15 protein-coding genes and 1 tRNA gene are annotated in these 15,095 nt (G+C 66.3%); 10 read left to right on the forward strand and 6 right to left on the reverse strand.

Going from position 1 to position 15,095, the window contains the following annotated elements:
- Nucleotides 1–110: 110 nt before the first annotated feature.
- The gene (locus tag ACIRGA_RS14950; protein WP_400941111.1) at nucleotides 111–653 is read right to left on the reverse strand and encodes a hypothetical protein; all 543 of its coding nucleotides are present in this window, start codon (nucleotides 651–653) and stop codon (nucleotides 111–113) included.
- Nucleotides 654–901: 248 nt separating this feature from the next.
- Between ACIRGA_RS14950 and ACIRGA_RS14955 the strand changes: the two genes are divergently transcribed.
- From ACIRGA_RS14955 to ACIRGA_RS14965, 3 genes are all read left to right on the forward strand, one after another.
- Nucleotides 902–1,180, forward strand: coding sequence for a DUF3892 domain-containing protein (locus ACIRGA_RS14955; RefSeq protein WP_400941113.1), 279 nt, complete (start codon nucleotides 902–904; stop codon nucleotides 1,178–1,180).
- A 259-nt stretch (nucleotides 1,181–1,439) separates the two neighbouring features.
- A complete protein-coding gene (locus ACIRGA_RS14960; RefSeq protein WP_400941116.1) occupies nucleotides 1,440–3,059 on the forward strand; it encodes a TROVE domain-containing protein in 1,620 nt (539 codons plus the stop codon).
- A gap of 643 nt (nucleotides 3,060–3,702) precedes the next feature.
- Complete coding sequence (locus ACIRGA_RS14965) at nucleotides 3,703–4,239, forward strand: hypothetical protein (RefSeq protein WP_400941119.1); 537 nt, start codon at nucleotides 3,703–3,705, stop codon at nucleotides 4,237–4,239.
- 92 nt (nucleotides 4,240–4,331) lie between these two features.
- On the opposite strand, the gene ACIRGA_RS14970 is transcribed toward ACIRGA_RS14965, so the two are convergent.
- Entirely contained in the window at nucleotides 4,332–6,278 is a 1,947-nt protein-coding gene (locus ACIRGA_RS14970) for a HEAT repeat domain-containing protein (RefSeq protein ID WP_400941121.1), read from the reverse strand.
- A gap of 492 nt (nucleotides 6,279–6,770) precedes the next feature.
- On the opposite strand from ACIRGA_RS14970, the gene ACIRGA_RS14975 reads away from it, so the two are divergent.
- Together ACIRGA_RS14975 and ACIRGA_RS14980 are read left to right on the forward strand one after the other, a co-directional pair.
- Nucleotides 6,771–7,154, forward strand: coding sequence for a hypothetical protein (locus ACIRGA_RS14975; RefSeq protein WP_400941124.1), 384 nt, complete (start codon nucleotides 6,771–6,773; stop codon nucleotides 7,152–7,154).
- A gap of 270 nt (nucleotides 7,155–7,424) precedes the next feature.
- Nucleotides 7,425–8,033 (forward strand): SMI1/KNR4 family protein, encoded by a 609-nt coding sequence (locus ACIRGA_RS14980; RefSeq protein WP_400941430.1) that lies wholly within the window; start codon nucleotides 7,425–7,427, stop codon nucleotides 8,031–8,033.
- Nucleotides 8,034–8,183: 150 nt separating this feature from the next.
- Here ACIRGA_RS14980 and ACIRGA_RS14985 read toward each other — a convergent pair whose 3' ends face one another.
- Nucleotides 8,184–8,741 carry a hypothetical protein gene (locus tag ACIRGA_RS14985; protein ID WP_400941126.1) on the reverse strand — a complete coding sequence of 186 codons (558 nt, stop codon included), beginning with the start codon at nucleotides 8,739–8,741 and terminating at the stop codon, nucleotides 8,184–8,186.
- A 139-nt stretch (nucleotides 8,742–8,880) separates the two neighbouring features.
- Between ACIRGA_RS14985 and ACIRGA_RS14990 the strand changes: the two genes are divergently transcribed.
- Entirely contained in the window at nucleotides 8,881–9,246 is a 366-nt protein-coding gene (locus ACIRGA_RS14990; RefSeq protein WP_400941127.1) for a hypothetical protein, read from the forward strand.
- 184 nt (nucleotides 9,247–9,430) lie between these two features.
- Here the strand turns inward: ACIRGA_RS14990 and ACIRGA_RS14995 are convergent, their stop codons facing one another.
- Nucleotides 9,431–10,537: a DUF4037 domain-containing protein gene (locus ACIRGA_RS14995; protein WP_400941129.1), complete on the reverse strand. Its 1,107-nt coding sequence runs from the start codon at nucleotides 10,535–10,537 to the stop codon at nucleotides 9,431–9,433.
- Between the two features lie 381 nt (nucleotides 10,538–10,918).
- Between ACIRGA_RS14995 and ACIRGA_RS15000 the strand changes: the two genes are divergently transcribed.
- The 3 genes from ACIRGA_RS15000 to ACIRGA_RS15010 all read left to right on the forward strand — a co-directional run bounded on the left by ACIRGA_RS15000 (nucleotide 10,919) and on the right by ACIRGA_RS15010 (nucleotide 13,918).
- Nucleotides 10,919–11,536, forward strand: coding sequence for a DUF6461 domain-containing protein (locus ACIRGA_RS15000; RefSeq protein ID WP_400941132.1), 618 nt, complete (start codon nucleotides 10,919–10,921; stop codon nucleotides 11,534–11,536).
- Nucleotides 11,537–11,640: 104 nt separating this feature from the next.
- A complete protein-coding gene (locus ACIRGA_RS15005; RefSeq protein ID WP_400941135.1) occupies nucleotides 11,641–13,248 on the forward strand; it encodes a hypothetical protein in 1,608 nt (535 codons plus the stop codon).
- A 262-nt stretch (nucleotides 13,249–13,510) separates the two neighbouring features.
- Entirely contained in the window at nucleotides 13,511–13,918 is a 408-nt protein-coding gene (locus ACIRGA_RS15010; RefSeq protein WP_400941137.1) for a hypothetical protein, read from the forward strand.
- Between the two features lie 283 nt (nucleotides 13,919–14,201).
- On the opposite strand, the gene ACIRGA_RS15015 is transcribed toward ACIRGA_RS15010, so the two are convergent.
- Nucleotides 14,202–14,278: transfer RNA gene (locus tag ACIRGA_RS15015), tRNA-Ile, on the reverse strand.
- 222 nt (nucleotides 14,279–14,500) lie between these two features.
- Between ACIRGA_RS15015 and ACIRGA_RS15020 the strand changes: the two genes are divergently transcribed.
- Nucleotides 14,501–14,656, forward strand: a complete 156-nt coding sequence (locus ACIRGA_RS15020; protein ID WP_400941138.1) for a hypothetical protein — start codon at nucleotides 14,501–14,503, stop codon at nucleotides 14,654–14,656.
- Between the two features lie 25 nt (nucleotides 14,657–14,681).
- On the opposite strand, the gene ACIRGA_RS15025 is transcribed toward ACIRGA_RS15020, so the two are convergent.
- On the reverse strand, nucleotides 14,682–15,092 hold the full coding sequence (locus tag ACIRGA_RS15025; protein WP_400941141.1) for a hypothetical protein: 411 nt from the start codon (nucleotides 15,090–15,092) through the stop codon (nucleotides 14,682–14,684).
- Between the last annotated feature and the right edge of the window lie 3 nt (nucleotides 15,093–15,095).

Genomic DNA, 15,095 nt, shown 5'->3' on the forward strand with positions numbered 1-15,095 from the left:
TACTCACCCCCGCGCCTTGTCGCCGGGCGCCCCGCCCGCAACCTTTAATTGCGGCCGGCGGTTAATCTCTTGTTGGGGGGGGGCCCCCCCCCGCCCCCCCACCCCACGCCTCAAGGACGACAGCGTTCCGCGGTCGCCGCCGCCGTTTTCAGCTCCGGAGCACCCAAGACGGCCGCGACCGGGTCGAGCGCGCCGTGAGTGTCCTTCTGAGCGGCGATGAGTCCTTCGACCGCACGGCCTTGCGCGGCGGTGTCGTTCTTCCCCGCCGCGTCCAGATCCGTCTTCGCTTTCACGGTCTTGTCGCGCGCCGAGGTGTATTTCGCGAGGAACTCCCGCTTCGCCGCGTCTCCGGCCGGAACCGGGGCGGCGGGCAGCGCGCCGAGGCCGTCGACCGTCTTGGTCAGGATCGCCGCGTAATGCCCGAGCTGTTCGCTCGTACTCTTCTTGATGGCCTCCACGGTCTCACCACTCGCCGACGGCATCTTGTTGTTGCCTTCGATGAAATCCTTGACCGCGCCGCAGAATCCGTTCATCCAGGCGACCGCCGCGGCCGAATCGGCCACGGACGGCGAAGGCGCCGCCTGCTGGGCCGCCGGCGCCGGGTCCGGCGCGCAGCCGGCCACTACCGTCGCGGCCAGGACGATTCCCGCCACGGCCGTTCTCTTGTGGGCAGCGCACATGTCCGTTTCCCCTCTCCACCGGCCGGTGTTCCCGCCGGCGCGAGGACTTTGACATGACGGAACGCGCGCGGTCTGCGTCATCTGACTCAGAACGACGCCCCGCGCTCGAACTCGTAACGTTCGAGGCACGGCGACCGGACGGCGTAACGAGGTGCGGGCGGGTGGCGAGTACCGCATTACCCCTGTTCGCTTCGAGGGTATCCAGCCGAAGAGGTAGCACCATGGCCATCAAGATCATCGCAACCCGGCTTGAAGGTGGGAAGTTCCACGAAAGCATCACGAAGCTGCGCTGGGTCAACCCCGGCAGCGGCGAGACCGGCGAGAGTTTCGTTTCGGCGATCGTGGCCTGGCTCGAGGACGACGACGGGAAGGCCTATGTGGACGAGGGAATCCACCGGGTGGCCGTGGAGATCATCAAGCCGACCTTCGGCCCGAAGTTCCTCCGCACGCGCGCGGACGGGATCTGGAAGAACAACCTGCTGGAGCTCCCTCGCTTCTGAGACCCGGTAATTCCGGAGACGTGGCGACGAGCGCTCTGTTAGCTTGGGCGAGCACTCCTGGGGAGCCACGACTTCAGATGTGCCCGGTGCGCAGGTAACGGCTACTTCATCGTATTCCACGGGTCGCGGGTTCGAGCCCCGCTCGGCAGCCATGCTGCCGGTAGCTCAGTCGGTAGAGCAGTGGACAAGCACCGTCACCGATTTTTTCTCGGGCCTCATCCGGAGCCGTGGCTTCCCTCGAACGAGACGAGGGGTCGAGGTGTCGAAGTTCAACATCGCCGGCACACGCCCGGCGACCACGTCACCGATCGCCGGTGAGCGGAGCCCCGGCGGCGTCACCCACGAAGGTGGAGACGGCTACGCGCGGGACACCAAGTCCGAGCTGTTCCTGCTCGCCGTCACCAACATGGTCGGTGAGAACACCTTCTACGAGACGGACGACGAGCGCGACACGCGTTACGCCGCCCTCGTCCGGAAGGCCGCGCTCGCCGACCCGGAATGGACAGCGCGGTTCCTGCGCTGGCTCCGCACCGAAGCGAACATGCGTACCGCCGCGATCGTCGGCGCCGCCGAATACGTCCGCGCCCGGCTCGCCGCCGTGACGGACGACCAGTCGTACGTCGCCACCATCGCGAACCGCGCCGTCGTCGACTCCGTGCTCCAGCGCGCCGACGAGCCCGGCGAACTGCTGGCGTACTGGACTTCCCTGTACGGCAAGAAGATCCCGAAGCCGGTCAAGCGTGGCGTCGCCGACGCGGCTGTCCGGCTCTTCCACGAAAAGTCGTTCCTCAAGTGGGATTCCGACGCGCGTGCCTTCCGGTTCGCCGACGTCCTCGGCCTGGCCCATCCGGATCCGAAGAACCCGGTGCAGGACGCCCTGTTCGAGCACATCGTCGACGTCCGGTTCAACCCCGGCCGCGAGATCCCCGCCGAACTGGAAGTCCTCGGCGCCCGCGCGGAGCTGATGGCGTGGGACAAGGAGAAGCGACGCGATCTCTTCAGCCGCCCCGAACTCGACATCGCGCGGTCCGTTCTCCGGCAGGCGGGTATGACGTGGGAGTCCCTGGCGGGTTGGCTCCAGGGCCCCATGGACGCGCGCGCTTGGGAAGCCGTGATCCCTTCCATGGGCTACATGGCTCTTATCCGGAACCTCCGGAACTTCGACGAGGCAGGCGTGTCCGACGAGGTGGCCGAAGGCGTCGCGGCACGGTTGGCGGATCCGGAGCAGGTCGCGAAGTCACGGCAGTTCCCGATGAGGTTCCTTTCCGCGTATCGGGCGGCGCCGTCGCTTCGCTGGTCGTACGCCCTGGAAAAGGCGATCGCCAAGTCGCTGTCGAACGTGCCGCGACTCACCGGGAGGACACTGATCCTCGTCGACACCTCGGGGTCGATGAACGCCGGTTTCAGCAAGGACGGCACGCTGATGCGCTGGGACGCGGCCGCGGTCTTCGGGATCGCCCTCGGCGCCCGCTGCGAGACGGCGGATGTCGTGTCGTTCTCGAACGGCTACTACGGCGGCACCGGTTCGAAGGCGTTCGACCTGCCCCGAGACGAGTCGCTGCTGCGCGCGCTCGACCGGTGGAAGAACGGCGGCTACTTCATCGGCGGCGGCACGGACACCGTCGGCGCGATCCGGCGTCACCTGCGTCCGGGGCACGACAGGGTCGTGATCCTGACCGACGAACAGCACTCGTCCGGCAACGTCGACCAGGCCGTGCCGAAGGATACGGCGCTGTACACGTGGAACCTCGCGGGCTACCAGCACGGCCACTCGACGTCAGGCCGCGGTAACCGGCACACTTTCGGCGGCCTGACCGACCAGGCCTTCCGGATGATTCCGCTCCTCGAAGCGAGCCGGAGCGTGGGCTGGCCGTTCTGACCTGCGCCAGCCGGGCGCGTCTGTCCTCATCGGACGGTCATGGTGGGCCGGGTCGAAGCAATTGCCGCGTCATCCACTCCGGCAACAGATGATCAAGGTCTACATTGACGTCCGCACCGAGGCCGGCTTGCACAGCTCCCCATCGCTCAGATCGAAACGCTCGACAAGTTCTTCAAGGCACGAAACGCAATCGTGCACGATCTTGACTACGAAGACCCGTCGGCACCAAGCAGCCAGGCACGGTGGCGTCGGAAGGTGGAGGAGGTTCGCGACGACTGCGACGCGGTGCTGGCAGTTGTCTCGATGATCATCCCTGCGACAGCGACCACCGTGCGGGCATGCCGGTGAAACGGGGGGAACCTTAGGCCTTGCCGCAAAGATAGTGCTGATGGTGGCGGTCTCGGCGCGCAACATCGAGACCATCAAGGAGCCGCGGCGCGCGGGAGCGGTTTGGGCTGTGGGGTGCCGGATGGGCCCGGCGAGCGGGTCGATGGTGATCCAGCCGCGCACCGGCTGCCCCGGCCTCGGGAACAGCGGCCGAGGCAAGCACCATTCCACCCGTCGACGCCGCCCCAGAGTTGGCCGCTGCGGAACCAACGGAAATGCAGGTGCCAGGTCGGCGAGCTTAGGACACGATTGACTCATGCACGACTGGCCCGCGCTCAAACCCGGCGAGATCCCCACTCCAGATCTGGTCGCCGCCTGGAAAGCGCTGTGCATGGCGCCCACCGAACGCATTCCCCTCTGGGCGGCACACTGGCTCGTGCACGGCCACGACGGACGAGCCCTGCGGACCTTGGCCGGGTTGAGCGGCACTGATTCCGGCGAAGTGCACGACATCCTGCGCGACGCACTCGCCGACTGCCACACCTCGATCCCGGACTCAGACACAGCCGCGGCGCAGACCGCCTTCACCCAACTAGCCCAACTGCACATCGACGGCACCGCCAGCGAGGAATGGATCGTCAACAAAGTCGATCACATCCTCGCGCAGACCGGGTACCGCAGCAGTGTTATCAGTCTTCCGCTCGGCCAGCTCTACTACCTTTTCGACGAATGGGGAGCAGGCTGGGGCCGGACCATCCCCAAACTCAGAGCAGAGGTCCGGCATGCGTGCGCCGCCCAACTTTCCGCGTACCCGAAGCCCTCGGTAACCGCACCGCCACTGCGACACTCGTAGGCCGCACATCTCCTTTGACAAATAGTCCTCAGGAGGGCAGCGAAGACTCGGCTCCCGTGCGTACGAGACTCCGATTTACGGCAGACCGGCCCTCAGCGATCGGCCAGTAGCGCTGACGCGGCGGTGCGGACTTGCTCGTCTTCGGTGAACGTGCGCCATCCGCCGAAGCAGGCGATCCGCCGCGGGCTGTCAGTGATGGCTTGTGCCAGTTCCCATACTCGGTCGCCGACCGTATCGAGCGCGGCGAGGTGACGGAGGGCTGCGATTCGGACTGGCCGGCATTCGCCACGGGCGAGCGGTTCGGCCAGATCCGTCAGGATGGCCACAGGCTCGATCGGGTCGCCGGTGATACGAGCCAAGGCATGGGCGGCTTCGGCACGAGTCCAGTCATCGCTGGTACCGGTCAGGGTACGGAGATCGTCAACAGAGGACGCTGCCGACGGACCGAGATCGGCGAGCAGCGCGATCGTCGTGTGCCGGACGTTCGGCCGGGCAACGTGCTCTGCCAGCGCGGTGACGGCCCGTCCGGGATCAGCACCGGTGCGCCACAATGCCCACGCCGCGGCCGGTTCATCCACGTGGCGCCGCAACGCGTCCGCCGCGCCGATCGCGGCGGGTCCCATGGCGCCGATCGCTTTCGCCGCCGCGGGCAGAACCTTCTCGTCATCGAGGAACCGGATCACGACAGGAAGTGCGGCCACCGAGATCGGCCCCCACTCGGCGATCACCTGGCACAGGTTCGACGCGAGCACACCGTCGCGTCGGGCTTTGACCAGCCGGGTGATGACCGCGTCGAGAAGAGCATCGGCGTGTCCCCGCAACGGGATCAGTACCTCGCTGATCGACGGCTGCTCCAGTATCGGCAAGTCCGAACCGAAATATGCTCCCGCGAAGCCGAACCCGAGGCGGCTGCCGGACAGGCGCTTCACCAAGCCCGGCACACAGGCTGGATGCCGCTGACGGGCCAAGGCCCACACCGCGGCGTCACCCACGGTCGTCACAGTCCGGGTGTCTCGCACCGCATGATCGGTGGTACGGGCAGCCAACTGCTCGGCATACGACGCACCCTGGTCGCCGAGACAAGCCAGGAGGGCCGCCGCCCGGTAACGCGCCTCGGGCGACCCGTCGTCGAGATTCGATGCCAGCAACGGCAAGAGGTCTTCGGCGGCGGTGCGCCACTGCGAAAGCACTTGCTGGGCGTGTCCGAGCGCGGCGACCCGCTTGGCCGTGTCCTCGGCGCGGGCGACGCCGCGGGCGAACGCGGTGGCCGCGACCGGATCGCCGAGCAGCAGATCCCCGGTCGCGTGGACGAGGGACTCCGGCGTGTGGCCGATCCACTCGGAATCCCGCCACACCACGGTGTCGACGCGCAACACCGTCGACACCAGCCGGTCGACGTTGCCCACCGCGACGGCCGGATCGGACGCGGCCAGAGCGTGCACAGCGGCCAGCCCCATCTGCGGATCGTCGTCAGTCAGCAACGCCTTCAGCCTCTCGCGCAGCACCTCGTCCTGCGACCAGGTGAGGACGGCGCCCATCGCGAGCACGACATCGATCCGGATCGCCGGGTCGGTCTCCATCGTCCATCGGCGGTGCAGCATCGCGACTGACTCAGGATGGCGGATGCCCTCCGCGGCGAGCAGCAGCGCCGCCCGTCGCACAGCCGGGTCCGGGTCACCAAGCAGGTCCAGCAGCCGCGGTCTCACACTGTCCAGCGCGGGCCACCAGCCAGAGTCGGCGAATCGCTCGGAAATCGTGACCGCCTCTCTCGCCAGCAGACCGATCAGCTCGACCACCTCGTGCCGGTGGTGCACGACCGGATCGGCAGCGAGATCGGCCAGTCTGGGGAGCGCGGCCGGTGCCGCCGAGCACAGCCAGCCGCCCTGATGGAAAAGCTTGTTCGACAGATCGGAAAGCGCCTCCGAGACAATGTCGGCATCCGAGCTCGCGCAGTCGCGGAGCAAGCCCGGAACATCAGACGCACTGCCATAGTTGTGCTCGAGCCGCGACCAGTCCACGCCGTCGATGGTGTCCCCCATGACACCGACTCTAGGCACGCAGCACGCCACGGACATCAGCGCCTTCAGGTTCGTGTGAAGGAGCGCCTGCACGGACGGCCCTTCAGGCTTCCGGACTGATCTAGTCATCGCAAGCGCTTCCACGATCCGGAAGCCGGTTTGAGCGCGGCCACAGATCGCGTCTTGACGCGACGGACGTCCCCTGCCACTCTGATGTGACATTCTTGAACACACTGTCACACACCGGGGTCGCGGGCCCGGCGTGGGAACTCGTCACAGAAGGGGAACCGGAGGCTCACAAGGAGATCCGGGGTGGTGAGGGGAACAGGCACGGGGCTTCGAACCACCCGGGGCCTTCGGGTGATGACTGATCACGGCAAAACTCGGGCGCCGCGTCGTCCACCGTCATGGCCTGGCCCGCTGGGAGCAGTGGTTTCGCCGCGCGTTCCGTCCCCTGTCAGGCGTCTGGTTTTCTATCAGAGGAAGGGAAATGTCGTGTCGATAGGACTGAACGTGAAAAGGGCTGTGACCGTCCTGGCGGCCACCGTGTGCGCCTCGACCGGGATCGTGGTGGGTACGGCGGCGGCTGATGTCGAGACTGTGTGCAACGCCTACTATTGCAACTCGACGAAGGGCAAGAACGGCACTATCGAGCGAGTGGACGCGTTGCGCGGGGACCTGATCTTGAACACGACCGGGTTCTTCGAGGTGTTCCTGCCCGATGGTTCCAAGCTCACCGGTCCGACCAACCGCGAGCGCAATCATCTGTTCTATATCAACAAGACCTTCAGGTCCGGCCTGATCTGCCTGCGCTATTTCGAGCTCATCAAGCCTGGCAGGCCGCCGGTGTTCCAGGAACAGGGCAAGGCGACCTGCACCAGCATCCCGATCGACTGACCGTCCTTTGAGGACACTAGCGGATCGCCCCTCGGTGCGGCGCTCCGGACCCATAACCAGCAGGCAGGCCGACGGCTGTTCGGCTGGTACGAGAACGACCGCATCCTGGATCTGGGCAAAGACCCGGAACTTGACCCGAACGATCGGGAACGGTTCTCCATCCAGATCAACCCCTGACGAGAACCGGTGAACGATAGCGTGGATCCGCCGGGGACAGACGTCTCCGGCGGATCCACCGCCGGCATGAATGACCGGGAGGAGCCCGTGACGATGAACGACGGCGTCGACACGGCCTGGGCGCGAATCACAGCCTGGCTGCACAGCCACACCCCGATCACCGCGGCCACACTCCGGTCTCCAGCACCCGCCGACGACATCCGCGCGGTGCAGGACGCGGTGGGGCGGCCTTTCCCGGACGACCTGTTGGCGTGGTGGCGACTGATGGACGGCGTCGACGACGACACCGACTACCGCAACGCCTTCACCCTCCCCGGGGTGTACATGCCCCTTCCAGTAACGCGCGCACGGGACGAATGGGCCAGCCTCAGCGCCTACCCCGACCAGGACTGCTGCCAGGCCGACGGGCAACACCAGCGCGCCGCCGGCGACGCCACCCTCGGATTCTGCACCGCTCTACTGCCCGTCTGCCGAGCCCTCGATGGCGCCGTACTCGCCCTCGACCTGCGCCCCGGCACCGACCACGGCTGTGTGATGGACTGGATGGCACAATCAGGCGCCCACCGCACCACCTGGGCCAACATCAACGCCCTGCTCACCGACACCGCCGAACGCCTCGACAACTACCCCACCGCGGCGCAAGACCCGCCCAATCCAGGTGACCCGGTCATTCGCGACGACGGAGCGCTGACCTGGACGTAAACCCCGTCCGCCGGTGCAAGCCAGTCCAGGCAGTCGGGAACCAGGTCGGCATTTGCTTTCTTCGCCGCAACCCCGCGGACAGAGGCCTCCGACGCATTGAAGCGGCGGTAGAACCTGATATGACGCCCGCTGGCCCGATGCGCGAGTGCACTACTCGGTGATCGTGCCGCTTCGGCACTCGGTGATCACGCCGTCGTCCCAGCTGCACGCAGACCAGTAAACGTAATCGCCGTTAGGAATGTTTCCCACACCCATGCAATAGGCGTTGCCGCTGTAGACGTGCTTGTAGTACTCCTTCCCGGTGGCGTGATTCTTCACCCGCAAGGAGACGGATTGTCCGTCGCCGGGCTTGTCTTGAAGGAAGAAGTTGTCCTTGTCCGTACTTCCGTCGTAGTCATGCCACTCGACCCTGCCCGCGGTGTCACCGCCGCCGTCAGGAATCGACCAGCTCTTGGTCGGCCACAAACACGTCGCCGACTGGGCGTCTGCGGCCTGTGCTGTTGCGGTAGCCGCGTTGGCCGAGGCCGGAGCATACAAGGCAGCGGCGGCGAAAGCCACGGCAGCCAGACTCAAACGCGTTCGGTTCTTCATAGTGCACTCCCGTGTCATCCAGAGAAATTCTTCCGACGCAGTGCCGATCAGTAGCTTGATGCCTCCGATGGACGCGACAGGCATCAAAGGATGGAGCGACCAACCGGACTCGGCCACACCTTTGCGCCCTGCCGAAAACATCTCTTGAGGACTGGCCGTTCCCGCGCTCCGAGCCGAACAACGCCGCACGTACGCGGCTCAAACACCTCTACATCTGCAACTGCAGCCTGCCCGCCTCGGCCGGACGGTGATCGGAGTGGACGCCGAGCCGGAAATGACTATCGGCAAGTCACTCTGGGCGCGCTCACGGCGTCGGGCAAGGACATGCGATCCGGTGGGCTTGATCGTGGCCGAGGACGTGCTCGGTGACATCGTGCCGAACGACCTGAGCTCGTCAGGGATGGGGAAGCTGGCCGACGTCCATACCTGCACCGCATCGGCACCGTTGCAAAATCCGGACGAATTGTTCAACGCCCTCGACGTCGCAACGGCGTTAGGAGTTGGCGGCCTGGCCCGGACTGGAGGCGCACTGCTCTACGCGGAAGAGGATGCCGCAATGGCGATGCAGGAGCGCCTGCCTTACGACGAGAGGAACGCTCTGTCCGACAACTCTTGCGCGTAATTTTCGAAGGTGCTCGCCGGATTGGCGGAGTCCTTGCAGCAGCACGTCGGACTGGGCCTTTCCGTCCGCTGAACGCCAGCCTGACCGAACAGGTTGAACGATTCCTGCCGAACCTTTACAGGTTCACGAACTCGGAAGCGATCGTCGGCAGGAACTCAAGTGCTTGAGGTGCTCGATGCCGGTATCAGGGCGCTTCTGTTCGGTTGGGAACGAGCGCTTGGGCAAGGCGTCGAGTGAGGGCACGGGGTCCGAGGGCGTCGGTGCTGTCGACGAATTGGTCGATGGCACCGGTCAATGGCAGGTCGCGCAGCGCGGGGTCGTGGATGGTCGTGATCAGGGCTGCGGTGAAGCGCTCGGCGTGCAGTACTTCGTAGGGCCGGTTGTGGAACGAGCGCGTGCGGGTGTCGACCGGTTCGGTGAGCCCGGTCTCGTTGTGCAGGACGGCGACGGTCTCGTAGGCGGTGGCCAAGTGATACTCACGCTCGTGCCAGTCGGTCGCCGCCACGGCGGCGGCGAGAAGCGGCGCCACCCGTTGGGCGCACGGCAAGCGGTCGAAGGCGCGGCCGAGCCATTTGCCGTAGGGCGGGTAGACCCGGTTCAGGAGCAGGCACAGGCGGATCAGGTCGCGTGCCAAGCGTGCGGTGATGATCGCCGACCCGAGTTCGTCGCCGACGTCACCGCAGCGTCCGACGAAGGGTTCTTCTTGGCTGATGCGTTGCCATTGGCAGGCCAGCATGTAGCGCCACACGTCGTCGGGGTACCAGGCCAGCTCTCGTCGGACCGGATGCAGTTGGGCCAGACCATCGTGAAAAACCTTACCGGCTGTGAGTTCGGCCAGCGCCTGGGCCGAGGTGGCCAACCAGTCGAGCGTGGTGATCTCGTTCTGGGGATCGAAGCCGAGGTGGCCAGTCAGCCAGGCACCCAGGTCGGTGACCACGACGCCATGCTGGATGCGTCCGCGCGCTGGCCGCATGTGGCGGGTGCCATGGTCTCCGATCGGGACCAGGTTGGTCGAGTAGCCGGCGATGCTGGCGGGCAGCCGTTCGGCGAGTATGTCGGAAATCCTGGCGCCGTATTCAGCGAGATCGTCGGGGCGCAGGAACAGTTGCAGGCGCGGTCCCCAGTCATGGTCGGTGGAGCGGGCGGTGTCGAACCCGAGCACCTCGGAGCCGGGACCGATCAAGGCCGCGGTGTGGGTCAGGCCAGGAAAGTGTTGGGACAGCAGGGGACGCACCGCCTCGTCATAGAGGCGGCCCGACAGTTCCACGCCGGAGACAAACGCTGGAGGCACGCGGAACAGGGTGCCCGACGAGGCGCTGGTCCCGCGACCGGATTTAGTGAGAGTGACTCAGCCCGACACAGTGTTGATCAGGTCGAGGATGGCGGCGTAGCGAGCAGTTGCCTTGACCGACATGCCGAACAGAACGCAGAGGCGACGCAGGTGGCGCGGATCTCGCCGAGGATGCGGTCGGTGCGGATGTCGCAGGCGGCGGCGCCCAGGATCAGGCCGGACCAGCGGTGAGGTACAGGGCGACCACTCCCCCGCTGCATGCCTCGCGCCGATCTGTCCGGCGCTGCACCGGTCTGGCGTGATGGTTGACCTGCCAGGGTGTGCCGGTGCCACGATCGGGTGCAGGTGCAGAGCCTGCTGAACGTGGAGATGGAGGGCGTGATGGCTGAGCCGGTGAATCTGGTCGCTGAGTTCGGTGAGGGATGGTGCGTGACCGTGGTGCGGGGCCGCGCGCCGGACGCCGTGCTGACGGTGATGGGTGCCGCTCCGGGGAGTGTCGGTGCCGCTGATCCGGGGGAGGTGCCGTTCGGGGTGATGGACCGGGAGATGGTCCTCGCGCGTGCTCTGCCGGGGTTGGGGTGGACGCTCGTGGTGGAGTTCGACGGTCCGACCGGTTTCCTCGGCTGGCAGCCGGAGACGCTGGCCGTGTTGTCGTCGGGGGGCGGGGCCGCGTGTGTGGCGACCTATCTGCCGAATGTGCAGGAGGTGCGCTACGCGGAGGACGGGGACCTGGTCGCCGTGACCTACCCGCTGAGCAGCTATCGCCGCTGGGGCAGTGACCCGGACCGGTTCACTGGTCAGATGCGCGATCTGGGGTTTCCGCTCGGCGACTACGACGAGTTCATCGGTGTCGCGAAAGGCCTGCCGGCGGGGCCGTTGTGCATGCTGCTGATGGAGGTCATGACCGGCGTCCGGCTGGACCTGTCCCACTTCGCGGGCCCGTGGCTGGGTGGCATGGTGCGCTTCGACGAATCAGGAACGGTCACTCGTTTCGAATAATGGTGAAACGGCCGCCATTTAGGTGTGGTGTCCGCCCGGCATTCAGCCGAACTTTCTCTCTTTATCCCTCGACGCGGTTGATCGTCACAAATTTCTTCGGCACGGTGGTGATCGCCACCCTGCGCGGGTGCGCGGGGGAGAAATCAGAGGGGAAAATCATTGTGCTGAAACGCGTAACCGTGACCGGTGCGCTGGTCGTCACGCTGGGGCTGGCCAGTTCACTCGCCGCCGCCGCGGACCGGCCCGCCACGCCGGCGGACTCCCGTGATCATGCCACGATCGACGTCGTCATCGACGAACCCACCTGGGCGAAACTTCATGACCCCCAGCGTCGCGTGCCGGCTCCTGTCCCGCCGTTGCCGCAGGTGCCACCGAATAGGGAACACGCACGTCCAGGCGTTCTTCCGCAGTTTGGCAGGGCGGAAGCGGAGGACACCGCCCGCCGGAACGCCGCGAGTCATGATCAGCGCAGCATGCTGCCCGCGCAGGGCGGTGGGGCCCCTGCCGGGGTCCCGACCACGTATGGGCCGGTGCCGATCGGGGACGAGCCGCACCCGGTGTCGAAGGATTGCCTTGCTGGGGATGGCGCGGAATCCGGTTTCGGCAGAATTCATGACCGGTTCAACTATTGCCAGCGCGCAGAGGTCGAGATGCGATTCTTTCGCCGGCTTCCCGTTCTGGGGCGCACCTATGTGGGCAGCAACTATTTTACCTACGAAATCTACGGTCAGGGTGACAACCTGCAACGCCGGGCCCGGACCTTCGCGCACGTCATTCCGGATTCGGTGAAATACCGGAACTGGTCACTGCTCGATCTGGTGCTCGTCGCACCGAACATCAACCTCACCATCGACCTCAACTGCGTCGACACCGGCTGTAACTCCACCCCGGGGCCGGTCACGATGTCGTTCACCGCGTGGGATCACTCGACCCGCTGGTACTACTGGGACCTCTACAACAACGAGGGCAGCGCGCCGAGCCGAGACAAGGTCTCCTACGGCCGCTTCGCACTGTCCGCGCTGGTCTCGGGCGAGGGTTTTGTCCCGACGAAGACCTACACCAGCGACGCGAGGATGGTCCGCTGCGACTCGGCGGACTACTTCGGCAAGGGCACGGCACGCTACCCGAAGGCCTGTATCTTCAACGAAGTCATCCCGCACCTGACCTATCAGCAGGTGGGCCCGCACGCCAGTGTCGCCGCGCACATCAAGACCGCGCAGGACACCCCGAACGCCGTGTGGCCCAAGCTCGCCCCGGCCGGGCAGCCGGAACCTCGGGACAAGCGTATCCCCGGCAAGTACATCTCCGGTGACTGGCGGGCCGCGGGGTTGCACCGTGTCGAGGGCGACGACTCGGATCCGAATTACAAGGAGAACGGCAAGGTCAAGGACGGCGCCTGTTATCTCGACGGCCCTTATAAAGAGGTGTTCGCGCTCACCGGCCTTCCCTCGCCGGGCGGGCCCGGGCGGCCGGACACAACCGTGCAGGACTGCGACGAGTACCCCTTCGCCAGCACCAGGGAAGGTGCCGCCGACAACTACTGGACCCAGGGCACTCACCGTTGGGACTTCTCCGTGAGAGCCGTGCCTCTCGGAGAGAACCGCTCCGCCGGCACCGCCCTGAAGAACTACTACGTCGACGACCGGATGCTGCGCTACGACGCCCAGTACGCCGAACCCGAGAACGACCGCTTCTACGTCGCGATCAAGTAGAACCACACTCACAGTGGCCCGGGAACTCCGCGTGGTTCTCGGGCCACCGGCCCGGGTACCTGTCCCTGGCCCGACGCGCTCGGCGCGTGCTGCTGATGCGATAGACCAGGCGAACCGCACATAGAGGCGGCAGGGCATCCTGTCACTGCGGGATCTGGCCACCATGCAGTCGTTACGGAACCGCAGTCGGTGGCGCCGAACATCCGCTCATCGACATGAGAGCGCACTTGGCAGGGCGCGTGTCATACGGAACGATGATGCAGTGCTGGTTCAGGTGGAGCTGTTCTCCCGGAATCCCGGAGATGCCACGCTGGTCACCGTGAGGACCTCGGTCGGGACCGTGCAGGCGTTTTGGGGCGGAAACCTGGAGGCGGCAGCGGGCGCGCACCACATCGAGTGGGAATTGGACGAAGAGTTCCGGTGGGGGTTCAACTGTTCGCCGGCCGCAGTTGAGGAAGAGTGCCTTTACCAGGACGAACGCGGAGTCTTCTGCCGAGGACGGCTCGGCGTCACCGGGATTGAAGCGGCGCAACCGTTCCCGCACCTGGAGTTGGTGGGCGCGGTGATCGACCTGGGCCACATCGAGGGCCTGCCTCAAGGGACGGCCGGCGCATGGGTCGAGATCAACCTGAGACCTGAGAAGGTCAAAATCTATCCCTACCAGATATGACCTGCCGGCCAATACGTCTGCGAAGCCCTCGTCCCGACTCACCGCGACAGACGGGGAGCCTACCGACCGACGACCGCGTCTCGCAGGCCTCCCGCGTCGACAAATCCCTCGAAGTCAAAGCGGACCACGAGTACCCCCGACGCCCCCAAACAGAGCGAACTCGCCAAGCACACTTCTCCACCTATCGGCACACCGGAGCAAACGGAGCCCAATCGCGTTTAACGCCGAGGCGAAATTGCCGCCGAAGGACCAACATCCCAGCAGGTGGGCAACGATTCTGACGTGGTGGGCCGGGTCGGGCTCGAACCGACGGCCAAGGGATTATGAGTCCCCTGCTCTAACCAACTGAGCTACCGGCCCCAACGGTGCCCTGACACCTCCGCGGGAGCCGCCCCAGCCCGAACAGCGGGTTTGCGAACGCACAGAAGTCCCAGTTCGCTCCAAGCTATCACAGCGCTCACCTGCCACGATCGCCTAGGCCGATCAGCTGGTTTCCGGCGCCGGGCAAAGGCGACTCGTCTAGGTTGCAGGGACCAGCGCCGGGCGGCACGCCGCCCGGGCCCATCGGGCAGGGAGGCGCTCGTGGCGAATCCGGTCGCCATCGGGCTCGGAGTCGTGGCCGTCATCGGCATCGTGCTGTCACTGAGGGCGAGCATCCGGATACTGCGGCGAGCCGGTCTCCGGATCGACGCGATCCTGTCCGACGAGCTGGACGACCGGCCGCCGCGATCCCGGTAGTCGATTACCGGTCCTCTTTGGACGGTCAGCTGCCCGGCGGCGGGAACAACCTCGACGTGGTCGGCTGAACGATCGGTGCGCCATAGGCCGCATAGCTGAACCAGATCGCCCCGCCCGCCTTCGGCGTGGTCTGATTGAACATCGCCCGCACCTGGAACGTGGTCGCCGTGTACGAACCCTGCACCGTGTTCAGCATGTACGCGTTGAACTGTCCCGGCGTGTTCGCCGAGACGACCACCACCGCCGGGACCGCGCCCAGCGCGTGCTGCACGGTGCACATCCCGGCGCTGTCGGTCACGCACGACGTCTCCGCGGCCTGCACGCTCGGCGCCGGCGACGGCCCGACGGCGCCGGACGTCCCGGCGAACACCGTGCCCCCGGCCGCGGCGACGGCCAGCCCCGCCACGGCGAGCGCGGCCTTTTCCCTGGTCCTCATGTT

The sequence above is a fragment of the Amycolatopsis sp. NPDC102389 genome, assembly GCF_044765885.1.
Classification (GTDB): domain Bacteria; phylum Actinomycetota; class Actinomycetes; order Mycobacteriales; family Pseudonocardiaceae; genus Amycolatopsis.